Source organism: Streptomyces sp. NBC_01233, assembly GCF_035989305.1.
Lineage (GTDB): Bacteria > Actinomycetota > Actinomycetes > Streptomycetales > Streptomycetaceae > Streptomyces.
In genome coordinates this window covers 9322488-9349468 of record NZ_CP108514.1, presented here as the reverse complement: position 1 = coordinate 9349468, position 26981 = coordinate 9322488, and the positions used below count along the sequence as shown (strand labels likewise).

General features: G+C 71.8%; 4 protein-coding genes. All 4 read right to left on the bottom strand.

Annotated features, from left to right (window positions below):
• Positions 1 to 11: 11 nt before the first annotated feature.
• The 4 genes from OG332_RS43185 to OG332_RS43170 are packed head-to-tail and all read right to left on the bottom strand — an operon-like array spanning position 12 to position 26981.
• A complete protein-coding gene (locus OG332_RS43185) occupies positions 12 to 1694 on the bottom strand; it encodes a condensation domain-containing protein (RefSeq protein WP_327418564.1) in 1683 nt (560 codons plus the stop codon).
• Complete coding sequence (locus tag OG332_RS43180) at positions 1694 to 21769, bottom strand: non-ribosomal peptide synthase/polyketide synthase (RefSeq protein ID WP_327419547.1); 20076 nt, start codon at positions 21767 to 21769, stop codon at positions 1694 to 1696. Before OG332_RS43180 ends, OG332_RS43185 begins: the two co-directional genes overlap by 1 nt.
• Complete coding sequence (locus OG332_RS43175) at positions 21766 to 24249, bottom strand: non-ribosomal peptide synthetase (RefSeq protein ID WP_327418563.1); 2484 nt, start codon at positions 24247 to 24249, stop codon at positions 21766 to 21768. Before OG332_RS43175 ends, OG332_RS43180 begins: the two co-directional genes overlap by 4 nt.
• Complete coding sequence (locus tag OG332_RS43170) at positions 24246 to 26981, bottom strand: non-ribosomal peptide synthetase (RefSeq protein WP_327418562.1); 2736 nt, start codon at positions 26979 to 26981, stop codon at positions 24246 to 24248. Before OG332_RS43170 ends, OG332_RS43175 begins: the two co-directional genes overlap by 4 nt.

The window sequence follows — 26981 nt, the reverse complement described above, 5'->3', positions numbered from 1 at the left end:
CGAGCGTCCCGTCACTCACCTGCCGCAGAGCGGTGGGTCGACTGCATCTGCTCGTCGAGCTTCTGGGCGAACTCCAGCCACGTCTCGGCGTATTGCCGGGCGAGGTTCACCACCAGGGCGCCGCAGTGCGGTGGAACGGCAGCGGTGAGCTCGGACCTCTGCCGCATGCCGACCGCGTTCTGCTGCAGCAGCCGCAGCAGGTTCCTGCCCTCTTCCTTGTGCCGCAGCGAAGGGTCCCGCAGCAGCTTGTCCAGCACGGAGCTGGGATCCGCGTCGAGCAGCTCGACCTTGCGTTCGCTCTTCACCCTCGCCACCCGTAAGGGTGTGGTGGTCGCCTTGCCCGGCTCTCCCGGCTCACCCTCGATCACAGGAACCTCGCCGGCCCGGAGCCGCCTGCGGACGTCGCTGACGGTCGCCGGGGATATCCCTGCCAACCTCGCCACCTCGCGCAGCGAGGCCTCCGGGCGCTCGGCGATCAGTTCGGCTGCCCGTCTGCGGCCGTCGTCGCCGCTGACCGGGCGCACCTTGCCGTCCCTGCCGATTCGCATACGCAATTGCACTACGTCGCCCAGCTGTCGGCGAACTGCCGCCACCGTCTTCGCGCCGAGGCCCGAGGCCCGCGCTATCGCCCGGTCGGACATGTGCGGGTGGGACTTGATGATCTTCGCGGCAGCGGCCCGCCGATCGGCCTGCGACAAGGGCAGACCGTGCGTCACGTTCGCCTCAACGGCATACAGGAAGGCCTCTTCGGCGCTACCGTCGAAGAACTTGACGCCGATCGCCTCCTGGCCCCTCCCGAAAGCCGCCATGAGCCGGTGCATTCCGTCGATCACCCGCATGGTGCGCCGGTCGACGAGGATCGGCGGAAGCGGCCCGTCAAGTTCAGCCAGACGTGCCACATGCTCCGCGTCAAGCCCCTGCGAACGTGGGGATAATCCGGGTAACAGTGAGGATATCCGGACTTCCCAGATCTCTTGCTGATTCTCCTTCTCGCGACCGTGCACGTCGGCCGGCTGGGCGACGGAGTCGGCGGTGACGGAGTCCACGGCCGGACGCGGCCGGTCGAAGGGCAGTTCCAGTTCCTCGGGGGCTCCGGCCAATGCCGTGCGCCAGTACGTCACCTGCTCGGACAGCAGGCTCAGGGGGTCGTCTTCGTCGCCGAGCACCTCCCGCTGCCACAGCGCGTAGTCCGCGTACTGCACGGGCAGTGGGGCCCAGTCGGGGGCCCGGCCCGCGAGACGCGCCCGGTAGGCCTTCGACAGATCCCGCATGAACGGCTTCATCGACTCGCCGTCCCACGCGATGTGGTGGATCACCATCAGGAGGACGTGCTCGTCCGGGCCGGTCGTGAAGAGCCGGGCCCGTACCGGTACGGATCCGGCCAGGTCGAAGGGCTCCGCCGCCGTCTGCGACAACGACCCTGTCAGTTCGTGAGGGGAGACCTCGGCCGTTGTCAGGTCGAACGCGGTCTCGTCAACGGGGAGGACGACCTGGTGCGGCTGTCCGTCGACCGAGGGGAATACGGTGCGCAGGATCTCGTGTCGCCCGATCACGTCCCAGAGGGCGGACGTCAGTGCGTCGGAGTCGAGCTTCCCGGTCAGTCGTAAGGCCAGTGGCAGGTTGTACGTCGCACTCGGCCCCTCGAGCTGAGCGAGAAACCACATCCGGCGCTGCGCGAAAGACAACGGAATCATCAGGACCCCTCCTTGTTACGCATCGGCCGCAGTGCGGGCCTAGCCTGTTTCCGGTTTCCAGCTTGTTGTGCCAGCCACACCGCGACCGCGGCCGGCGTGGGTGCTTCGAACAGCACCCGGATGGGCACCTCGGTCCCTGAGACCGTGCGCACGCGGTTGGCCAGCCTCGTCACGAGAAGGGAATGGCCGCCCAGTGCGAAGAAGTCGTCCTCCGCCCCTACCCAGGGCAACCCGAGGATCTGCGCGAAGGCGTCGCAGACCATCTCTTCCAGTGCGTTGGCCGGCGCCCGCCCCGTGTTCCCCACCAGGGTGTGGTCCACGGCGGGCAAGGCCTTCAGATCGAGCTTCCCGTTGACCGTGACCGGCAGCGCGTCGAGGACCACCACCGCCGAGGGCACCATGAACTGGGGCAGCCGCTCCGCGACGTACCTGCGTACGGTCCCGGGCAGCCCGGTGTCGTCGCCACTTCCTTGTTCGGCCACGACGTACGCGACGAGGCGCTTGTCCCCGGGCCGGTCCTCGCGGGCGACGACCACGGCACGCACCACCTCGGGGTGGCTCACGACGACCGCCTGGACCTCACCGGGCTCGACCCGGAAGCCGCGGATCTTCACCTGATCGTCCGCACGGCCCGCGAAGACCAGCTGCCCGTCCGCGGTCCAGCGGGCCCGGTCCCCGGTGCGGTACATCCGCTCGCCGGGGGCGCCGAACGGGCAGGCCACGAACCGCTCCGCGGTCAGGCCTGCGCGTCCCGCGTAACCTCGCGCCAGCCCGGCGCCCGCGACGTACAGCTCCCCTGCCACGCCCACGGGCACCGGGCCGAGCGACCCGTCCAGCACGTACACCCGGGCGTTGACGACGGCCGTGCCGATGTTCGGTGCCTCCCCCGGTTCGAGGGGTGCCGAGATGGCGGCGGCCACGGTCGTCTCGGTCGGACCGTACCCGTTGATGAAGCGCCGTCCGCGCGCCCACCGGGTCACCACGTCCGCGCCGAGGTCCTCACCCACTGCGGCCAGGGTCGTCACCGACGGCAGGCCTTCCGGGTCCATCTCGCCCAGTGCCGCGGGCGGTGCGATCAGATGCGTCACACCGTGCCGCGCCACGAGTTCCGTGAGGCCCGGTCCGGGCAGGAGCTCCTGGGCGGAGCCGAGCACGAGACGGCCGCCGTTGAACAGGGCCATCAGGACCTCGAAGACGGCGCCGTCGAAGCCCACCGACGCGAACTGCAACACCCGGCTGTCGCCGTCGAACGCGAACCGCTCGACCTGTGTCAGCCGCAGGCTCGCGGCTCCCGAGTGGGAGACGACCACGCCCTTGGGACGCCCGGTCGAGCCGGAGGTGTAGATGACGTACGCCGCGTGCGCCGGGAGCAGCCTTCCGGTGCGGTCCTCGTCCGTGACGGCCTCCGGGCTGGTGCCGGCCGCCTCCGCGACGAGTTGACGCCCGTCGATCACCAGGACCGGCGGCGTGAGCTCCGAGGGGAGGAGCCGCTCGCCCGCCGTTGTGGTCAGGACGCACATCGGCTCCGTGTCGGCCAGCATGTACGCGATCCGCTCCGCGGGCTGCGCCGGGTCGATCGGCAGGTACGCGGCACCCGCCTTCCACACCACCAGCATGACCACCACCAGGTCGACCGAGCGGTCCGCGAGGACGGCCACGATCGTCTCGGGGCCCGCCCCCCTGGTCGCGAGCATCCGGGCCAGGCGGTTCGCCCGTGCGTCCAGCTCCGCGTAGGTCAGCTCGCCGGCTCCGTGGACGAGAGCGACCGCATCGGGATTCCCGGCCACCTGGACGGCGAACAGCTGATCCACCGTGGCCGGTGCCACGTCCCGCTCGGTCCGGTTCCACTCCTCGACCAGGCGCCGGTACTCGCCCGGTTCGGTGACCTTCACGTCCCTGACGCGGGTCCCGGAGTCATCGGCCAGCGTGGCGACGACGCGTACCAGGCCGTCCCCGATGCGCCGCGCCGTCACCTCGTCGAAGAGGTCGGCCGCCGCGATCAGCACGCCCTTCATCCCCGCCGGTGCTCCCCGGGTGTCGAACGCCTCGCCCAGGCTCAGGTCCAGGTCGAACTTCCCCGAGGCGGGTCCCGACGGCAGCCGGCTGGCCTGCAGGCCGGACAGCTCCAGCACAGCGGATCCCGTGTTCTGCACGGTCAGCATGGTCTGGAACAGCGGGTGCCTGGCCATGGACCGGGCCGGAGCCAGCTCCTCCACCAAGCGTTCGAACGGCACGTCCTGGTGGGCGAACGCTCCGAGCCCGGCCTCCCTGACCCTTTCGAGCAGTTCGTCGAGCGTGGGGTCGCCGGACAGGTCGGTGCGCAGTACGAGCGTGTTGACGAAGAAGCCGACGAGGTCGTCCAGGGCTTCGTCGGTACGCCCCGCGTTCGCCGTGCCGATCGGAATGTCCGTCCCCGCGCCCAGGCGGCTCAAGGTCACCGCCAGGGCCGCCTGCAGCACCATGAACAATGTCACGCCCCGCTCGCGCGCCAGCGCCACCAGACGCCCGTGCACACCGGCCGGGATCTCCAACGGCACCTCGTACCCGCGGTGCGAGGCCCGGGCCGGGCGGGGACGGTCCGCGGGCAGTTCCAACTCCTCCGGGATGCCGTCCAGTACCCGCCGCCAGTAGTCGAGCTGAGCGGAAAGGAGACTGTCCGGGTCCTGCTCGTCGCCGAGCAGCTCGCGCTGCCAGAGCGCGTAGTCCGCGTACTGCACGGGCAGGGGGGCCCAGTCCGGTGTCCGGCCGGTGCGTCGCGCCTCGTACGCGCAGGACAGGTCCCGGGCAAGGGGCCCGGTGGACCATCCGTCGCCGGCGATGTGGTGTACCAGGACCACCAGGACGTGGTCCGTGGGACCCTCCACGAACAGCCGGGCACGCAGCGGGATGTCCTCGGCCAGGTCGAACTCGTGTCCGACCGCTTCGCGCACCGCGGTGTCCAGCTCCTGCGGCGCGATCTCGACGACCGGCAGCGCGAAGCCGGTCTCCTCGACCGTCAGAATGCGCTGGTACGGCTCGCCGTCCACCGTCGCGAACACCGTGCGCAGCGCCTCGTGACGGCCGATCACGTCCCGCAGGGCGACCTCGAGGGCCTGCCGGTCCAACTCGCCGGTCAACCGCAGCGCCATCGGAATGGCGTCGCCCGCACCAGCCCCCTCCAGCTGTCCCAGGAACCAGAGACGTTGCTGCGCGAAGGACAGGGGCACCCGCTCCGGGCGCTCCATGGGCGCCGGCGCGGTGCGCCCCGTGCCGGCCTCCGCCAGCTGCAGAGCGAGCTTGGCGGGGGTCGGTGCCTCGAACAGTGTCACGAGCGTCACCTCGACACCCAGCACGGCGCGCACCCGGTTCGACAGGCGCATCGCCAGGAGCGAGTGACCGCCGAGGGCGAAGAAGTCGTCATCGACTCCCACCCGGTCCAGGCCCAGGACCTGTACGAAGGCGCCGCAGAGCAGCTCCTCCTGCGCCGTGGCCGGGGCTCGCCCGGCACCTGCGGTCGCGGTGTGTTCGGGTACGGGCAGTGCGGCCCGGTCGAGCTTGCCGTTGACGGTCAGCGGCAGTGCGTCGAGGGTGACGACCGCCGAGGGCACCATGTGTTCCGGCAGCCGGGACGCGGCGAATTCCCTCAGGGACTCGATGAGCTCGCTGCCCGCGGGGCCCTGCGGCACCACGTACGCGACGAGCCGCTTGTCGCCCGGGGTGTCCTCCCTGGTGACGACCGCGGCCTGGGCGACCTGCGGATGCGCGGCCACGACGGCGCGCACCTCACCCGGCTCGATGCGGAAGCCGCGGATCTTCACCTGCTCGTCCGCACGCCCCGCGAAGGCGAGGAGGCCGTCCGCGGTCCACTTCACCCGGTCTCCGGTGCGGTACATCCGCTCGCCCCGAGCGCTGTACGGGCACGGCACGAAACGTTCCGAGGTCAGCCCCGCGCGTCCCAGATAGCCGCGGGCCAGGCCCGCGCCCGCCACGTACAGCTCGCCCGGCACGCCCACCGGCACCGGCTCCAGCCGGTCGTCCAGCACGAACACCCGCGTGTTCGCGATCGGCCCGCCGATGTCCGCCTGCCGGCCCGGTGCCAGCGGCTGCGACATCGTCGCGCACACCGTCGTCTCCGTCGGCCCGTACGCGTTCACGAACCGCCGCCCCGCAGCCCACCGCTCCACCAGCTCCGCGCCGAGCGCCTCTCCCGCCGACACCAGTGTCGACACCGGCGCCAGGTCCTGCGCGCCCAGCACGGCCAGCACCGCCGGCGGCAGAGTGACGTGCGTCACCCGGTGCCGCGCCACGACCTCGGCCAGCCCGGCGCCCGGCAGCAGCTCCTCGGCCGGAGCCACCACGAGGCACGCGCCCGAGCCCAGTGCCACCAGCACTTCGGACACCGCCGCGTCGAAGCTCACGGACGCGAACTGCAGCATCCGGGCGGCGCCGTCCACCGCGAACCGCTCTCGCTGCGCCGTCACCAGATTCGCCAGTCCGGCGTGCGAGACCGCCACGCCCTTCGGGCGGCCCGTCGATCCGGACGTGAAGATGACGTACGCCAGCCGGTCGCCGGTCACGTCGACTCCGGGTGCCGATGCCGGTACCGCCGCCAGCGCGTCCGCGACCTCGGGATCGTCGAGGGCCACAGCTCGGACACCCGGCCCGGCCAGCTCCCGCGCCGTACCGTTCACACCGACGACCAGGCTCGCGCCGCTGTCGGCGATCATGTACGCGAGCCGCTCGGCCGGGTACTCGGAGTCCAGCGGCAGATAGGCCGCCCCCGCCTTCCACACACCGAGGATCGAAGCGATCAGATCCACACCGCGCGGAAGGCACAGCCCCACCAATGCCTCCGCCCCCACACCCTGCGCGAGCAGATAATGCGCGAACCGGTTCGCCCGCGCGTCCAGCTCCGCGTATGAGACCTCCACTCCGTCGCCCACCACGGCCGGCGCGTCCGGGGTCCGTGCCACCTGTGCCTCGAACAGCCCCGCCGCGGACAGGTGCGGCACCTCGACCGCCGTTTCGTTCCGTTCCTCCAGCAGTCGGCGCCGCTCGGCCGCGCCCAGTACGTCCACCGCCGCGAGCCGGGTCTGCGGTGCCTCCTCCAGAGCCGCCATCAGGCCCTCCAGCGAGGTGTGCAGCAGGTCGCACACACGACCGGGGTCCGCTCCGGCCACGCGGACGCTCAGCACGAACCCCGTCCCGCGGTCGTCGACCGCCGCGCTCATCGCGTAGTTGGTGTTGTCCCGCGAGCGAAGCCTGGTGACGCCCTCGATGCCGGCGCTGACCCCTCGCGCCGCGAGCCGGTCGTGCCGGTAGTTCAAGGCCGAGGTGAACAACGGGCCGCTGTTCTGCACGCCGCTCATCTGTTGGGCCAGAGCCAGAGACGCGTGCTCGTGCACCAGCAGCTCCGCCAACTGATCACGCACCTGCGTCAGCGCCTCTGCGACGCCCACTCCTGCGAGGCGCACGCGCATCGGCAAGGTGTTGAGGAACAGGCCGGAGACCCTGTCCGCGCCCTGACCCGAGTTCATCCGGCCGAACAGGACCGTGCCGAACACGACGTCGTCCCGCCCGCTGATCGCGGCGAGCGTCCGCGCCCACGCCAGATGGAAGACGGCAGCCGGACTCACACCGGCCCGGCGACCGAACTCGCGTACCTTTGCGGCCAGTTCGTCCGACACTGAGCGCTGTGCGTTGTGGGTGTCGGTGCCGTCGCCGTGCACGCCCTCCAGCCCGTACGGCATGGTCGGCTCGGTCACGTCCCCGAGCAGTGCGGCGAAGTAGCGTTCGTGCTCCTCGCGGGGCACGCCGAGCCGGGCCTGCGCCACGAAGGTGCGGAACGGCAGCGGCTCGGGCAGTGTCTCGCCCCGGCCCGACAGGAACGCCGCGAGTTCTTCGAGCGCCACCTCCATCGACGTGTGGTCCTGCACCAGGTGGTGGATGCGTACGACGGCCAGCCAGCGGCCGTCGCCGCCCGGGTCGGCGGCCGTGTGCACATCGATCAGCGGGGCGCGGCCGAGGTCCATCCACGACCCGGCGACGGCCGAGAGCTGGTCCACCGGATCGGTTCCTCCCGCATCGAGCGTGACCTCTTCCACCGGCAACTCGGCGTGCCGCAGCACCACCTGGACCGGCTCGCGCAGCCCCTCCGACACGATGGCCGTGCGGTAGATGTCGTGCCGGTCCACCACCTGCTGGAACGCGGCCAGGAAGGCGTCCAGACGGTCACGCGAGTCGAATGCGAGCGTCATGGGCGTCAGGTAGACGTCTTCGTCCGTGCCGCTGTCCGCGGCCAACTGGTGGTGGAAGAAGATGCCTTCCTGGAGCGGAGCCAGCGGGTAGACATCGGCGATGCCGGCCGCGCCGCCCGGTACCGCAGCGACGATCCGTGCGACTTCGGCCTCGTCCGTGTCGACCAGCGGGAGCATCTCCGGGGTGATGCGGGTGGCGCCCTCGGGGATCAGGTTCGACGGCACCACCACCTCCGCCGGAGCCGACTCCGCGGCGAGCCCCGCCGGCGTGGGCGTCTGGAACAGCGCCTTGACCGATACCGGGACACCGCGGGTACGCAGGTGCTCGACCAGTGAGACCGCCAGCAGGGAGTGGCCGCCGAGGGCGAAGAAGTCGTCGTCCACGCCGACCGCCGCGATGCCGAGCACTTCGGCGAACGCGGCGCACAGGATCTCCTCCTGCACCGTGGCCGGCGCCCGGCCCGGGCCCGTCGTGTACTCGGGTGCGGGCAGGGCCCTGCGGTCCAGCTTCCCGTTGCCCGTCAACGGCAACTCGTCGAGGACCACCACCGCCGACGGCACCATGTACCCCGGAAGCCGCTCCGACGCCGCCTCCCTCACGGAAACAGCCAGACCATCACCACCCACACCGTCCCCGGCACCCACCACATAAGCCACAAGCCGCTTGTCCCCCGGCACGTCCTCACGCGCCACCACCGACACCTGAGCCACCGACGGCAGCCCGGCCAGCACCGCCTCCACCTCACCCGGCTCCACCCGGAACCCACGGATCTTCACCTGCTCGTCCGACCGACCCACGAACACCAACCGGCCCTCACCCGACCAGCGCACCCGGTCACCCGTCCGGTACATCCGCCCGCCACCACCCACGAACGGATCAGCAACGAACCGCTCCGCCGTCAGACCACCACGCCCCAGATACCCCCGCGCCACACCCGCACCAGCCAGATACAACTCACCCGCAACCCCCACCGGCACCGGAGCAAGGGAGGCATCGAGCACATAGACCCGGGACCCGTCCAGGGGCCGCCCGATCGGCAGCGCTCCGTCCAGCTCGCCCGCCGCGGCCACCGCGTGCTGCGTGGCACACAGCGTGACCTCGGTCGGACCGTACAAATGACGGACCACGACACCCGCACACGCATCCACCACCCGCCGCACCGACTCCACCGGCACCACATCACCACCGGTCAACACCTCACGCACCCCGACGAAACACCCCGGATCCCGCTCCGCCAACACCCGGAACAACCCCGCCGTCACATGCACATGCGTCAACCCGAACCCCACGATCCACGACCGCAGCACACCACCATCCACACCCACACCCACACCCACCGGGGCCACCACCACGGTCGCACCCGACAACAACGCCACCCACACCTCGTACGACGAGGCGTCGAACGTGTGCGGCGCGTGGAACAGGACCCGCGCGCCACTCGACAGGCCCCAGTGCGAGGCCAGCGCCAGCTCCACCACATCCCGATGAGTCGCCACCACCCCCTTCGGCACACCCGTCGAACCCGACGTGTACATCACGTACGCGGCATTCCCCGGCTCCGCTGCCGGGGTGACGGCGGATCCGTCGAGCTCCTCCGGCTCCGCCGTCGCAGCGGGGCCGTCCAGCACGACGACCGGCAGTCCCGGCACCACGGCCGCGTGCTCCGGCGTCGTCACCGCGCACACCGGCGCCGCGTCGGCCAGCACGAACGCGATGCGCTCCGCGGGATGGTCCACATCCACCGGCAGGTACGCGCCACCCGCCTTCAGCACGCCCAGCATGGCCACCAGCAGATCGGCGCCGCGCTCCATCAGCAGCGCGACGACGGACTCGGCGCCCACACCTCGGGCTCGCAGACGACGCGCCAGCCGGTTCGCCCGTTGGTCCAGTTCGCCGTACGAAAGGCTCACGCCCTCCTCGACCACCGCGACGGCATCCGGGTCCGCCGCCACCCGTGCCGCGAACACCTCCGGCACCGTGGCGTCCAGCACCCGGTCCCCCGGACCACGCCCCCGCTCGACCAGCTCCCGCTTCTCCCCCTCGCCCAGCAGCTCCACCGCCGACAGCCGCGTGCCCGGAGCTCCGGCCAGCGCCTCCACCACACGCAGCAGCCACCCGGCCAGTCGCTCCGCCGACTCCGCGTCGAACAGGTCCGCCGCGAGGACCAGCTGACCGCTCACCCCGGCCGGCTCACCCGCAGGACCGAACGTCTCGGAGACCGAGACCTCCACATCGAACTTCGCCGACGACACACCCGTGGGCACCGGCTCCGCCCGCAGCCCCGGCAGATCCACCACCCCCGAGGCCGTGTTCTGAACCGAGAGCATCACCTGGAACAGCGGATGCCGTGAGAGCACGCGCTGGGGTGCCAGCTCCTCCACCAGCCGCTCGAACGGAACGTCCTGGTGGTCCAGTGCGTCCAGACCCGCCTCGCGCACCCGGTCCAGCAGGTCCCCGAGCGTCGGGTCCCCCGACAGGTCCGTCCGCATCACCAGGGTGTTGACGAAGAATCCGACCAGCCCGTCCACCGACTCGTCGGTGCGCCCGGCGACCACCGAGCCGATGGGGATGTCGGTACCCGCACCGACCCGGCTGAGCGTCACCGCCAGGGCGGCCTGCATCAGCATGAACAGGGTCACGCCCCGCTCGCGCGCCAGCCGGACCAGCCGTTCGTGCACGTCGGCCGGAACGTCCAGGGCGGCCTGCCGCCCCTGGTGGGAGGCCACCGCCGGCCGCGGCCGGTCGAACGGCAGCTCCAGCTCCTCGGGGGCGCCCGCCAGCGCGTGGCGCCAGTGGTCGATCTGACGCGACAGCAGACTTTCCGGGTCCTCCCCGTCGCCGAGCAGCTCCCGCTGCCACAGCGTGTAGTCCGCGTACTGCGCCGGGAGGACCGTCCACTCGGGTTCCCCGCCGCGGGACCGGGCGGAGTACGCCACCGACAGGTCCCGGGCGAACGGGTCCGCCGAAGAGCCGTCCCATGCGATGTGGTGCACGACCAGGACCAGCACGTGCTCGGCCGGCCCCGTCTCGAACAGGAGTCCCCGCACGGGAATCCCGGGACCGAGGTCGAACGGGCGGCGTGCCGCCGCGGCCACCCGCTCGCCCAGCTCCTGCGGCGCGATCCGTGCCGTTTCGACCTCGAACGCGGCTTCCTCCAGCGACAGGACCCGCTGGTACGGCTGGCCGCCGAACGTCGGGAACACCGTCCGCAGCACCTCGTGCCGCCCCAACACGTCCCGCAGCGCGGCAGCGAGCGCACCGCGGTCCAGCTCCCCGGTCAGGCGCACCGCCACCGCCGTGTTGTACACCGGGTTCGCGGCGTCCAACTGGCTCAGGAACCAGATCCGTTGCTGGGCGAACGACAGCGGGATGCGCTCCGGGCGCGTGGTCGCCGTGATGCCGACGCGTCCCTCGCCCGCCAGGCCGAGGCGTAGCGCCAGCGCGGCCGGCGTCGACGCTTCGAAGACCACGCGCAGGGGCAGCTCCACGCCTAGGACCGTGCGCACCCGGCTCACCAGGCGCATCGCCAGCAGCGAATGACCGCCCAGCGCGAAGAAGTCGTCCTCCACGCCGACGCCGTCCAGTCCGAGGACCTGCGCGAACGCGGCGCACAGGAGTTCCTCCCGCAGGTTGGCCGGCGCCCGGCCCGTCCCCGTCGCGAACCGCGGTTCGGGCAGTGCGGCCCGGTCGAGCTTGCCGTTGACCGTCAGCGGTAGCTCGTCCAGGACGACGACCGCTGCGGGAACCATGTACTTCGGCAGCAGGTCTCCGGCGAAAGCCGTCACGGCGTCCGCGAGTTCCGCTGTGGAGGCGCTGTTCGGGCCGGCGACGACGTAGGCGACGAGCCGCTTGTCCCCGGTCGCGTCCTGCCCGGCCACCACCACGGCCTGCGCCACGCCGGCGCACGCCGTGAGGGCCGCGGCCACCTCCGCCGGTTCCACTCGGAATCCGCGGATCTTCACCTGCTCGTCCGCCCGACCGGCGAACACCAGCCGGCCGTCCGCCGTCCAGCGCGCCAGATCACCGGTCCGGTACATCCGCTCACCCGCGCCGCCGTAGGGGCAGGCCACGAACCGCTCCGCCGTCGGCGCCGAACGGGCCGCGTACCCGCGTGCCAACTGTTCGCCGGCTATGTAGAGCTCACCCGCGACCCCGACCGGCACGGGCTCCAGCCGGCCGTCCAGAACGAACACCTTCGTATTGGCCACCGGTGCGCCCATGGGCACCGCCGGCTCCGTACCGTCCACCGCGCCTGTGGTCACCATCACCGTCGACTCGGTGGGACCGTAGGTGTTCACCAGACGCCGTCCCCGGCTCCACAGCGCCGCCTGCTCGGCGGAGATCGGTTCCGCGCCGACCAGCAGGGTGGACACCCCGGCGAGGTCCGCCGGATCCAGGACCGCCAGCAAGGACGGCACCACACTCGCCGCCGACACGCCCTCCTCGCGCACCAGCCGCGCCAGCAGCTCCCGGTCCGCGCGCTGCCCGGCCGACGCCACCACCAGCGTGCCGCCCGCCGCCAGCGTCACCGCCACGTCCAGCACCGACGCATCGAAACTGAACGACGCGAACTGCAACACCCGTACCCCGGGCGCAGCCCCGAGGACCGGACCCAACGCCCGCGCCATGTTCGCCAACGCGTTGTGCGCGACCGCCACGCCCTTCGGCACGCCCGTCGAACCCGATGTGTAGATCACGTACGCCAACCCGTCCGTTCCCGGGGGAAGGTCGGGCGCGGACGCCGGCGCCGAACCCAGGGCCGCTGCCACGGACAGCTCGTCCAGGTCGACGGTGCTGACCCCCGATTCGGCGAGTCCGCGGGTCAGCTCGCTCACGCCCACGACGACACGCGCGCCGCTGTCGGCGAGCATGAACGCCAGTCGTTCCACCGGATACTCCGCGTCCAGCGGCACGTACGCGGCCCCGGCGCGCCACACACCGAGCATGGCGGCGACCATGTCCAGGCCGCGCGGCAGGCACAGACCCACCACGGACTCCGCACCCACGCCCTGCGCCAGCAGGTGGTGCGCCAGCAGGTGGTGCGCCAGCCGGTTCGCCCGCGCGTCCAGCTCTCCGTACGTGAGGGTCACGCCGTCCGCGACCACCGCGGCCGCGGCCGGATCCGCCGCCGCCCGCTCCGCGACCAGCCCCGGCACCGTCACCCCCGCGGCGAACGGAACACCGGTGTCGTTCCACTCGGACAGGACCTGGCGGTGCTCGGCCACGTCCACCACCGGAACCTCCCCGAGCGGGCTCTCCGGGGCAGTCTCCAGCGCGGCCACCAGGTTCCGCAGGCACGTGTGCAGCAGCGCGCACACCCGGCCCGCTTCGGCCGGAGCCACCGTGTCGACGACGAGGCCGAACCCGGTTCCGTCGTCGTCGACGGCGACGCTGACCGGGTAGTTGGTCAGATCGCCGGCGCCGTCGCGCGAGGTCAGCGTGGTGACGCCGTCGAGTCCCGTGCCGGGTTCACCGCCGCCGGCGCCGCTGTGCCGGTAGTTGTAGATCGAGGTGAACAGGGGGCTGCCACCCGGTACACCGCTGGCGTTCTGGGCCAGGGCGAGCGACGCGTGTTCGTGGACCAGGAGTTCGGCGAGTTGGTTCCGGACCCCTGTCAGCGCCTCCTGCGCACCGGCCTCCCCGACGCGCACGCGCACGGGCAGCGTGTTGATGAACAGACCCGGCACGCGGTCGGAACCGGCACCGGCGTTCATCCGCCCGAACAGCACGGTGCCGAACACCACGTCGTCCCGGCTGCTGACGGCCGCGAGCACCCGCGCCCAGGCCACGTGGAAGACGGTCGCCGCGCTCACTCCCCGGGAACGCGCCAGGGCCCTGACGCGGGTGGCGAGTTCGTCGTCCACCGCGAGACGCGCGTGGTCGACGCCCCGCCCGTCGCCGTGCACGTCCAGGAGGCCGTACGGCGCCGTCGTCTCCGCCACGTCGCCGAGCAGGCCGGCGAAGTACCGCTCGTGTTCCCCGGGCCGGGCCCCGAGCCTCGCGTGGGCCACGAAGTCGCGGAAGGGCAGCGGCACGGGCAGGGAGTCGGCCCGGCCCGAGAGGATCGCGCGCAGCTCCCCGAGCAGCACGTCCAGCGTCGTGTGGTCCTGCATGAGGTGATGGATGCGGAGCACCGCCAGCCACCGCTCGCCACCCGGATCAGCGGCGACGTACACCCGCATCAGCGGAGCACTGCCCAGATCCATCCAGGACCCGCCGACGGCCATGAGCTGCTCCACCGGGTCCCCGCCCCGCGGATCGACGACGACTTCCCGCACGGGCAGGGTCACGCGGCGCGCGACCACCTGAACCGGCTCGCGCAGCCCCTCCCACACGATGGACGTGCGGTAGATGTCGTGACGGTCGACGACCTGCTGCAGCGCGTCCAGGAACGCGTCCAGTCGCTTCCGGGAGTCGAACCCGAGCCTGACGGGAACCGCGTATACGTCCTCGACGTCGCTGCTCCGGTCGGCCATGAGGTGGTGGAAGAAGAGTCCTTCCTGCAGCGGGGCGAGCGGGTAGATGTCCGCGATGCTGGCCGCACCGCCCTCCACCGTGGCCACCACCCGCGCGACCTCGTCCTCGTCGAGGTCCACCAGCGGCAGCATCTCCGGCGTGATCTCCGTCGCGCCCTCGGGAATCGGATTGGGCGGGACCTCGACGCGCTCCACTCCCGACGTCGCCGCGAGACCGGCCGGCGTCGAGGTCCGGAACAGCGCGCGCACGGAGACGGACACGCCCCGGCTCCGCAGGAGCTCCACCAGCGCGACCGCCAGGAGCGAGTGGCCGCCCAGCGCGAAGAAGTCGTCCTCCACGCCGACGCTCTCCAGGCCGAGGACCTGCGCGAACGCGGCGCAGACGATCTCTTCCTGCACGGTTTCCGGGCCCCTGCCCAGACCGGCCGTGTACGCGGGAGCGGGCAGCGCCGCGCGGTCCAGCTTCCCGTTCGCCGTCAACGGCAGCGCGTCCAGGACCACGACGGCCGAAGGCACCATGTAGTGGGGCAGCCGCGCGCCCGCGAACTCCCTCACGGTCTGCGGCAGTTCGCCGGAGCCGATCCGCTCGCCCGGGTTCCGCACCACGTAGGCCACCAGCCCCGCCTCACCCGGTACGTCCTCCCGCACGACCACGGCGGCCCGGGCGACCTCGGGATGCCGGGCCACCACGGCCTGGACCTCCCCGGGTTCCACGCGGAAGCCGCGGATCTTCACCTGCTCGTCCGCCCGCCCCACGAAGAGCAGCTGGCCGTCAGCGGTCCACCGCGCCCGGTCGCCGGTCCGGTACATCCGCGCACCCGCGCCGCCGTACGGGCACGCCACGAACCGCTCCGCGGTCAGCCCCGCACGTCCCTGGTAGCCCCGCGCCAGCTGGGCACCCGCGATGAACAGTTCACCCGCCACACCCGTGGGAACCGGTCGCAGCGCACCGTCCAGGACGTACACGCTCGTCCCCGCCACCGGCGCGCCCATCGGCACCGGCGACCCCGTGCCGTCCACCCGGCCCGCCGTCACCATCACCGTCGACTCGGTCGGGCCGTACGTGTTCACCAGCGTCCGCCCCGCGCCCCACAGCGCCGCCTGCTCGGCGGAGATCGGCTCGGCTCCCACCAGCAGCCGCTCGACGCCCGCCAGGTCGTCCGGGTCCAGCACGGACAGCAGTGACGGCACCACGCTGGCCGCCGACACGCCCGACTCCTGCACGAGCTCCGCCAGCAGCGCCCGATCAGCCCGCTCGGCCGGCGTGGCCACCACCAACGTGCCCCCGGCCGCCAGCGTCGCGGCCACGTCCAGCACCGATGCGTCGAAGCTGAACGAAGCGAACTGCAGCACCCGCACTCCGGGCCCGGCCCCGAGGACGGGACCCAGTGCCCTCGCCATGTTCGCCATCGCCGCGTGCGAGACCGCCACGCCCTTCGGCACACCCGTCGAACCCGAGGTGTAGATCACGTACGCCAGCCGGGCGTCCGCCAGGACGGTCTCAGGTGCCTCCACGGGGGCTTCCGCCAGCGCCGCCATCACCTCGGGCGCGTCCAGCGCCACCACGGTCGGCGCGCTCAGCCCCTCCGGCAGGCTGCCCAGCACCACCAGCACGTCGACCTCGGCATCGGCCACCATGAACGCCAGCCGCTCGGGCGGATACTCCGCGTCCAACGGCAGGTAGGCCGCGCCCGCCCGCCACACGCCCAGCATCGCCGCGACCATGTCCACGCCCCGCGGCAGGCACAGACCCACCACGGACTCCGCACCCACGCCCTGTGCCCTCAGATGGTGCGCCATCCGGTTCGCCCGCGCGTCCAGCTCCGCGAACGACACCTCGTGCGCACCGGCGACGACGGCGACCGCGTCGGGGGTCCGCGCCACCTGCTCCGCGAACGACTCCGGAACCGCCACCCCCGCACCGGCCGCCATCGCACCGGTGTCGTTCCACTGCTCCAAGAGGCCCCTCTCGGCCTCGTCCAGGATCTCGAGCTCGTTCAGCGCCGTCTCGGGGGCGTCCTCGAGCGCGGTCATCATGCTGGCGACGCACGTGTGGAGCAGAGCGCACACCCGCGCCGAGTCGACCGGGGCGACCGTCTCGATGCTCAGCCGGAACCCGGTCCCCAGATCGTCGACGGCCACGTCGACGGGATAGTTGGTGCGCTCCCGGGCGTAGAGCGTCGTGAGGCCCTGGATCCGCCCGGCATCGTCCTCGGGGGCGCTCTGGATGTGCCGGTAGTTGAAGAGAGAGGTGAACAGCGGGCTCCCGCCGGGCACGCCGCTCGCCTTCTGGGCCAGGGTCAGCGGGGCGTGCTCGTGCACGAGCAGCTCGGCGAGCTGGTCCCGCAGGCCGGTCAGCGCCTCGCCCACGCCCGCCGAATCGACGCGCACGCGTACCGGAAGCGTATTGAGGAACAGTCCGGGCACCCGCTCGGAGCCGGCTCCCGCGTCCATGCGGCCGAACAGGATCGTGCCGAACACGACGTCGTCGCGGCCGCTCACCGCGGCCAGCACCCGGGCCCACGCCAGGTGGAAGAGGGTCGCCGCGCTCACCCCGAGCCGCCGCCCCACGTTCCGGACACGGAGCGCCAGTTCGTCGTCGAGGGGAAGTTGCGTACGCACCGAGTCGGCGCCGTCGCCGTGCACGTCCAGGAGTCCGTACGGCGCCGTCGTCTCCGTCACGTCGCCCAGCAGACCGGCGAAGTACCGTTCGTGCTCCTCGCGCGCCGTGCCGAGCCTGGCCTGGGCCACGAAGTTGCGGAACGGCAGCGGCTCCGGCAGCGAGTCGACGCGCCCGGACAGGATCGCGCGCAGCTCCTCCAGCAGCACGTCCTTGGTGGTGTGGTCCTGCACCATGTGGTGCAGGACGAGCAGGACGAGCCAGCGCCCGGTACCCGGCTCGGGAGCGGTCAGGACACGCATCAGGGGAGCACGGCCCAGGTCCATGCGCCGGTCGCCCTCGGCGAGGAGCTGGTCCAGGAGGTCCGGACCCTTCGGGTCGAACTCGATCCGCTGCTCCGGAAGATCGACGTGCCGGGCGACCACCTGGACCGGCTGGCGCAGGCCTTCCCACACGATGGCCGTGCGGTAGATGTCGTGCCGGTCGACGACCTGCCGCAGTCCGTCCAGGAACGCGTCCAGGTCGGAGCGGGCGTCGAAACCGAGGACGACGGGCGAGGCGTACACGTCGCCACCGCCCTCGCCCCGGTCCTCCGCAGCCATCAAGTGGTGGAAGAACAGACCTTCTTGGAGCGGGGCGAGGGGGTAGATGTCCGCGACGTTGGCCGGACCGCCCGGCACGGCCGCGACGATCCGCTCGACCTCGGCCTCGTTCAGGTCGATCAGCGGCAGCATGTCCGGGGTGATCTCCGTCGCACCCTCCGGTATGGCGTTCTCCGGTACGTGGACCGCAAGGGGGCCAGCCGCCGCGGCCAGTCCGGCCGGGGTGGCCGCCTGGAAGAGCGTGCGCACCGAGACCGAGACGCCACGGGTCCGGAGGTACTCCACCAGCGAGATGGCCAGCAGCGAGTGGCCGCCGAGGCCGAAGAAGTCCTCCTCCACGCCGACGGAGGGCAGGCCGAGGACCTCGGCGAACGCCTGGCACAGGAGCTCTTCCCGCGCGTTGGCCGGTCCCCTGCCCGCGTCGGCCGTGACCGTGTGGTCCGGAGCGGGCAATGCCTTGAGGTCCAGCTTTCCGTTGACCGTCAGCGGCAGCGCGTCGAGGACCACGACCGCCGACGGCGCCATGTACCGCGGCAGTCGCAGGTGCGCGAACTCCCGCATTTCAGCGCTGAGTTCGCTCCGCTCAACCTGCCCGTCGGCAGGCACCAGGTAGGCGACCAGCCGCTTGTCACCCGGGATGTCCTCGCGCGCGATCACCACCGCCTGCGCCACCCCGGGATGGCCGGCCAGCACTTCCCGCACCTCGCCCGGCTCGATGCGGAACCCGCGGATCTTCACCTGGTCATCGGTACGCCCGGCGAACACCAGCCGTCCCTCGGCGTCCCACCGTGCCCGGTCCCCCGTCCGGTACATCCGCTCACCAGCGGTGCCGAACGGGCAGGCCACGAATCGCTGTGCGCTGAGATCCGGACGGCCCAGATAGCCGCGGGCCAGCTGGCCGCCGGCCACGTACACCTCACCCGCGACACCGACGGGCGCAGGACGCAGCCACTCGTCCAGCACGTACACGCTCAGTCCCGGGATGCCCTGCCCGATCACGCTGCCTGCCGCAGCCTCGCGCGCGTCGACCTCGTGGTAGGTGACGTGCACGGTGGTCTCGGTGATCCCGTACATGTTGACCACGCGCGGCCCGGAATCGCCGTGCCGCTGCCACCAAGGCGCCAACTGGGCGGGTTCCAGCGCCTCCCCGGCGAACACCACCGCACGTACCGCGGCCAGCGCCTGCGGCCTCTGCTCCTCCGCGGTCATCAGCTGATGGAACGCCGACGGGGTCTGACTCAGCATCGTCACCCGCTCGCGCTCCAGCAGCGCGAGGAAGTCCTCGGGCGACCGGGACACCTCGTACGACACCACCGCCACACGACCGCCGTGCAGCAGAGCGCCCCACAGCTCCCACACGGAGAAGTCGAAGGCGAACGAGTGGAACCAGCTCCACACGTCCTGCGGCCCGAACGCGAACAGCTCCCGCGTCTGAGCGAACAGTGCCGTCACATTGGCGTGCGTCACCACGACACCCTTGGGCCGGCCCGTCGACCCCGACGTGTAGATGACGTACGCGGGATGCCCCGGCAGCAGCACCCCCCGCTCACCCGCGGCCCACACCGAAGCGTCCAGCCCGGCCAGCTCACGCTCCACCACCGGATCGTCCACCGCCACCACCGGCACGCCGAAACTGGCCAGGTCCCCACGCAGACCCACCGACGACAACAGCCACTCCACACCCGCATCCGCCAGCGTGAACCCGATCCGCTCCGACGGATAAGCCGGATCCAACGGCACGTACACGCCCCCGGCCTTCACCACGGCCAGCATCGCCACCACGAGATCGACCGAGCGCTCCATGACGACGGCGACCGTCGACTCCGGGCCCACACCCCGGCCGGTCAAATAGCGTGCCAGCCGGTTCGCCCGCGCATCCAGCTCCGCGTACGACACCTCGGTCCCGCCGCAGGCCACGGCCACCGCATCAGGGGTACGCAGCACCTGCGCCTCGAACAGTTCCGGCAGCGTCGCCGGCGGCGCCTCGGCCGCCGCCTCGTTCCACTGCTCCAGGGCCTGACGACGCACGGTCTCGTCCAGCACTTCCACCGCGCCGAGCCGGGACTCGGACGCGTCGCGCAAGGCGGCCGTGAGGTTGGCGGCGGCCTCGTGCAGCATTGCGCAGAGCAGCTCCGGGTTGGCCGGCGCCACCGCGTCGACGGTCAGCCGGAACCGGTGCCCGTGGTCATCGACCGCAACCGTCACGGGGTAGTTGGTGCGGTCGTCGATGCGGTCGGCCGGGGTCAGCGGCGTGACGCCGTCGAGGCCCTGGTCCTGTGTCGGTGTGCCGACCGGACTGTGCCGGTAGTTGAAGAGCGAGGTGAACAAGGGGCTGTCGCCCGGGACTCCGCTCGCCTGCTGGGCCACGGCGAGGGGCGCGTGCTCGTGCACGAGCAACTCGGCCAGCTGCTGCCGCAGCCCGCCCAGCGCCTCGCCGACACCGGTGGAGCCGATCCGGACCCGCACCGGCAGCGTGTTGATGAAGAGCCCGGGCACCCGGTCGGAGCCCGCGCCGGCGCTCATCCGCCCGAACAGCACCGTGCCGAACACGACGTCGTCCCGGCCACTGACCGCCGCCAGTACCCGCGCCCAGGCCAGGTGGAAGACGGTGGCGGCGCTGACGCCCTGCGCCCGTGCCACCTCCCTGACCCGGCTGGTGACGTCCTCGCCGACCTCCAGTCGCGCCCGCCGCAGGTCGCTGCCGTCACCGTGCACATCGAGGATTCCGTACGGCGCCGTGGTCTGCGTCACGTCGCCGAGCAGTCCGGCGAAGTACCTCTCGTGCTCCTCCCTGCGTACGCCGAGCCGGGCCTGCGCCACGAAGTTCCGGAACGGCAGCGGTTCGGGCAGGGTGTCGCCCGCACCGGAGAGGAGGGTGCGCAGCTCGCTCAGCAGCACGTCCTGCGTGGTGTGGTCCTGCACGAGGTGGTGGATGCGCAGGAGGGCGAGCCAGCGGCCGGAGGCGCTCGGATCGGCTGCGGTGTGCACGTCCATGAGCGGGGCACGGCGCAGGTCCATCGAAGGCTCACCGACGGTGAGCAGCTGTGCGGCCGGATCGGGGGCGTCCCGGTCGAGTGTGACCTCGTCGACCGGGAGGGCGGCGCTGCGCTGCACGACCTGGACGGGTTCACGCAGACCTTCCCACACGATGGCCGTGCGGTAGATGTCGTGCCGGTCCACCACCTGCTGGAGTGCGGCCAGGAAGAGGTCCAGTCGTCGGCGCGAATCGAAGCCGAGGACCATGGGCATCGCGTAGACATCCGCTCCACCCTGATGATTCATCAGGTGGTGGAAGAAGATTCCTTCCTGGAGAGGGGCGAGCGGATACACGTCCGCGATGTTGGACGGACCTCCCTCCACCTGCGCGAGGAGCCGCTCGATCCCTGCCTCGTCCAAACCCGCGAGCGGCAGCATGTCCGGCGTGATGCGGACCGCGCCTTCGGGGATCAGGTTCGGCGGGACCACGACGTCCCCCGCACCGGCGGCCATCGCCAGGCCAGCGGGCGTGGGCGTCTGGAACAGAGCGCGCACCGACACCGACAGGCCTTCGCCACGCAGGCGTTCCACCAGCGAAACCGCGAGGAGCGAGTGCCCGCCGAGAGCGAAGAAGTCGTCGTCCACGCCGACGCTCTCCAGACCGAGCACCTGCGTGAAGACCTGGCACAGGATCTCCTCACGCGCGTTCGCCGGGGCCCGGCCCGGGACCGTCGTGTACGCGGGCGCGGGCAGGGCCCTGCGGTCCAGCTTCCCGTTGCCCGTCAACGGCAGCACGTCCAGGACCACCACCGCCGAGGGCACCATGTACCCCGGCAGCCGCTCCGACGCCGCCTCCCTCACGGAAACAGCGAGACCATCACCACCGGCACCGTCCCCAACAGGCACCACATAAGCCACAAGCCGCTTGTCACCCGGCACGTCCTCACGCGCCACCACCGACACCTGAGCCACCGACGGCAGCCCGGCCAGCACCGCCTCCACCTCACCCGGCTCCACCCGGAACCCACGGATCTTCACCTGCTCGTCCGACCGACCCACGAACACCAACAGGCCACCACCCGACCAGCGCACCCGGTCACCCGTCCGGTACATCCGCCCGCCACCACCCACGAACGGATCCGCGACAAACCGCTCCGCCGTCAGACCACCACGCCCCAGATACCCCCGCCCACACCCGCACCAGCCACATACAACTCACCCGCAACCCCCACCGGCACCGGCCGCAGCCGCTCGTCCAGGACATAGGCCCGCGTGTTGTCCAGCGCACCACCGATCGGCAGCGCATCCCCCAACACCTCCGGACCGCGCACCTCGTGCTGCGTGGCACACAGCGTGACCTCCGTCGGCCCGTACAGATGACGGACCACCACACCCGCACACGCCTCCACCACCCGCCGCACCGCATCCACCGGCACCACATCACCACCGGTCAACACGTCACGCACCCCGACGAAACACCCCGGATCCCGCTCCGCCAACACCCGGAACAGGCCGGCCGTCACGTGCACGTGGGTCAGACCGTACCCGGCGACCCACGACCGCAGCACACCACCGTCCACCGCGACGCCCACCGGGGCCACCACCACGGTCGCACCCGACAACAACGCCACCCACACCTCATACGACGACGCATCGAACGTGTGCGGCGCGTGGAACAGGACCCGCGCGCCACTCGACAGGCCCCAGTGCGAGGCCAGCGCCAGCTCCACCACATCCCGATGAGTCGCCACCACACCCTTCGGCACACCCGTCGAACCCGACGTGTACATCACGTACGCGGCATTCCCGGGGGCAATGACCGCGTCCGGTACCGGCGCGGTCATCAGACCGTCCGACTCCGCTTCCAGCGCAGGGTCGTCGATCAGCACGACCGGTATCCCGCTCGCCTTCTCCGGCACGACGGATGCCCACGCCGAGGACGTCACGACGCATGTCGGGGCGGCATCCGCGAACATGAACGCCACCCGCTCCGCCGGATGGTCCACATCCACCGGCAGATACGCGCCTCCCGCCTTGAGCACACCCAGCAGTGCCACCACGAGGTCGGCGCGCCGTTCCATGCAGACCGCCACGACCGACTCCGGCCCCACACCCCGGGCCCGCAGCCGACGTGCCACACGGTTTGCCCGCGCGTCCAACTCGGCGTAGGAGAGCGTCACTTCACCGGAGACCAACGCCACCGCGTCCGGCGTCCGCGCAGCCCGTTCCCCGAACAGCCCGGGCACCGTCGCGTCCGGTACCGGGCGCACCGCCCCGGTCCCTCCGGCCACCAACTGCCGAAGCTCGGACTCATCGAGCAGCTCCACCGCCGACAGCCGGGTGTCCAGAGCCGTCGGCAGCGCCTCGACGACCCTCAGCAGCCAACCCGCGAGCCGCTCGGCGGTCCTCGCGTCGAACAGGTCCTTCGCGGCCACGAACCGGCCGCTCACTCCGGCCGGCGCACCATCCGCGTCGAACGACTCGCCTACCGACACCTCCAGGTCGAACTTGGCCGTCGTCCCACCCGTGGGCACCGGTTCGACCCGCAGGCCGGGCAGTCCGACCTCCGCGGAGGCCGTGTTCTGAACGGTGAGCATCACCTGGAACAAGGGGTGCCGCGACAGCGAGCGCGCCGGCGCAAGCTCCTCCACCAGACGCTCGAACGGCACGTCCTGGTGGTCCAGTGCGTCCAGCCCGGCCTCGCGCACCCGCTCGAGGAGCTCTCCGACCGTCGGGTCGCCGGACAGATCGGTGCGCATCACCAGAGTGTTGACGAAGGACCCCACCAGGTCGTCGAAGGCCTCGTCCGTCCGGCCGGCGACCGCCGCACCGATGGGAAAGTCGTCACCGGCACCCAACCGGCTCAGCAGGACCGCCAGGGACGACTGCAGCACCATGAACAGGGTCACCCCCCGCTCACGCGCCATGTCGAGCAACCGGGCGTGTGACTCGGCCGAGAGCTCCAGCCCGAAGCGGTGGCCCTCGTGAGCCGCCACGGCCGGACGCGGCCGGTCCACCGGGAGCTCCAGCTCCTCCTGAGCGCCCGCCAACCTCGCGCGCCAGTAGGCGACTTGTTCGGCCAGGACCCCCTCGCCGGCGTCCCCTCCGTCCAGCAGCTCCCGTTGCCACAGGGCATAGTCGGCGTACTGCACCGGCAGCGGTTCCCACCGCGGCGCCTCTCCCGCCGACCGCGCCGCGTACGCGGCCGACACGTCGCGGGCCAGCGGCCCCATCGACCAGCCGTCTCCCGCGATGTGATGCACGGTCATCGCGAGCACGTACTCGTCCCGGCCCAGGGCGTAGAGCCAGGCGCGCAGCGGAATCTCCGACGAGAGGTCGAAGGTGTACGCCGACGCCTCGGCCAGCACGCCCGGGAGCTCCTCGGGCCCCGTTCTCGCGGTCGTGAGCTCGAAGCCTGCCTCCTCGACCGACAGGATCCGCTGGTACGGCTCCCCGTCGATCGCCGGGAACACCGTGCGCAGCACCTCGTGCCGCCCGATGACGTCCCGCAGCGCCGCCTCCAGCACGTCACGTTCCAGCTGCCCGGTCAGGCGCAGCGCCATGGCGATGTTGTACGTCGCGCTCGGGCCCTCCAACTGGCCCAGGCACCACAGCCGACGCTGAGCGAACGACAACGGAATCATCGGGACTCCTCCTGCTGACGCATCGGCCGCACTGCGGGCCTGGACTTGTTCTGGTTGCCGGCCTGTTGGGTGATCCAGGTCGCGAGACCGGCCGGAGTGGGGCTGTCGAACAGCACGCGGATGCGTGGCTGGACGCCGAGCAGCGTTCGTACGCGGCTGACGAGCCGGGTGGCCAGGAGCGACTGGCCGCCGAGCGCGAAGAAGTCGTCGTCGACCCCGACCGCCGGCAGTCCCAGCACCTCTGCGAACGCCTGGCACAGGAGCTCTTCCTGCACGCTCACCGGCCCGCGCCCCGCCCCGGCGGCCCCGGCGTAGTCCGGGGCCGGCAGGGCCCTGCGCTCGAGCTTGCCGTTGGCCGTGACCGGCAGCGCGTCCAGGACCACGACCGCCGAGGGCACCATGTGCTCCGGCAGCCGTGAAACCGCGAACTTTCTTATGGAATCTCCGAGTTCGGCGGTGCCCTCATGCGATCCCGGGAGCGGCACGACGTAGGCGACCAGGCGGGAATCCCCCGGCGCATCCTTCCGGGCGACGACCGCCGCCTGTGCCACTCCCGCGTGGGCCGCGACCACCGCACCCACTTCACCCGGCTCCACCCGGAACCCGCGCACCTTCACCTGCTCGTCCGACCGGCCCAGGAACACCAGCCGGCCGTCTCCGGACCATCGCGCCAGGTCCCCGGACCGGTACATCCGCTCACCGGGCGCGAACGGGCAGGCCACGAAACGCTCCGCCGTCAGCCCGGCGCGGCCCGCATAGCCCCGCGCCAGCTGATCACCCGCGATGTAGAGCTCGCCCGCGACCCCGACCGGCACCGGCCGCAGGCCGTCATCGAGCACGTACAGCCGCGTGTTCGCGATCGGCCGGCCGATCGGCACCACCTCACCGACCACGTCACCCGCCGCCACCTCGAACACACAACATCCCACCACCGTCTCGGTGGGCCCGTACTCGTTCACCACCACCGACTCCGGCGCCCGCGCCAGCCAGGTCCGGACATCGGCGCCCGTCGGCGCCTCACCGCCCACGACCAGACGCCGCGCCGCACCCGCCGCCTCCACCGGAGTCAACAGCTCCGCCAGCACCGGAAGGTGCCCCGGAACCACCTTCACCAGGCCGAACTCGGCCGAATCCCGGATCACCTCAGCGAGCCCATCGGCGCCACCCGGCACGCTCACCACGACCGCGGACCCCGACACCAAGGGCACCAGCACACTCGTCACCGTCAAGTCGAAGGCCAGCGACGAATGCAGCGCGGCACCCCCGCCGCCCTCCTCCATGCCGTACGCCCCGGCAGCCCAGGCGACGTAGTTCGCCAGCCCGCCCTGCGTCACGGCAACGCCCTTCGGCGCACCCGTCGACCCGGAGGTGTACATCACGTACGCCAGCTCGTCGCGCTCCACGGGGAGTTCGGGAGCGGACGTCGGCTGACCCGCCAGGCCGGCCCTGACCGGCCTGTCATCGAGATCCACCGTCCGGATCCGGCCCGCCGGCAGTTCGTCCAGGACCTCGCCCGTCCCGATCAGCACCGAAGCCCCGCTGTCCGTCAGCGTGAACGCCAGCCGCTCGGCCGGATGCTCCACGTCCAGCGGTACGTACGCCGCCCCCGCCCGCCACACGGCCAAGATCGCGACGATCATCTCGATGCTCCGCGGCAGGCACAGCCCGACCAGCGACTCCCGCCCGACGCCCTGCGCGCGCAGGTAGTGCGCCAACCGGTTGACCCGTGCGTCGAGCTCGGCGTACGACACCGAGACGCCGCCGTCCGCGATCACCGCGACCGCATCCGGAGTCCGCGCCACCTGAGCCGCGAACAACTCCGGCACCAGCACCGCCCCCACGGCGGGCACCTCCGTGCCGTTCCACTCCTCCACGACGCGACGCCGCTCCGCGCCGTCCAGAACCTCCAGCGACGCGAAGGGCGTCCCGGGCGCCTCCTCCAGGGCCGCCACGACATTCGCCAAGCAGGTCTGCAGCAATGCGCCCACCCGCACCGGATCGGCCGGCTCCACGGCGTGGACGGTCAGTTCGAAGCCGGTGCCGAGGTCACCGACGGACACGTTGAGCGGGTAGTTCGAGCGGTCCCACATGTACTCGAGCCGGACGCCTTCGAGGTCCACGGCAGCCTCGCCGCCGACGGGGCGCGAAGCCTTCTGACTGTGGCGGTAGTTGAAGACCGAGGTGAAGAGCGGGCTGCCGGCCGGTACTGCGCTGGCCCGCTGCGCGAGAGCGAGCGGAGCGTGCTCGTGCACCAGCAGCTCGGCCAACTGGTCGCGTACTACGGCCAGGGCCCCCGCCACGCTCCTCCCACCGATGCGCACCCGCATCGGCAGGGTGTTGAGGAAGAGTCCGGAAACCCGGTCCGAACCGGCACCCGAGTTCATCCGACCGAACAGCACCGTGCCGAACACCACGTCGTCCCGGCCGCTGACCGCGGCCACCACGCGGGCCCAGGCCAGGTGGAAGACGGTGGCGGAGCTCACGCCGAGCGAGCGCGCCAGCTCACGGACGCGGGCGGCCAGTTCCGCGTCGACGGGCATCTGGGCCTGCTGCGCGTCGGTGCCGTCTCCGCGAACGTCCATGAGCCCGAACGGGGCGGTGGCCTCCTCCACGTCGCCGAGCAGCCCGGTGAAGTACCGCTCGTGCTCTTCGTCCGCCGTGCCGAGGCGTGCCTGGGCGACGAAGTTCCGGAACGGCAGCGGCGCGGGCAGGGTCTCGCCCCGGCCCGACAT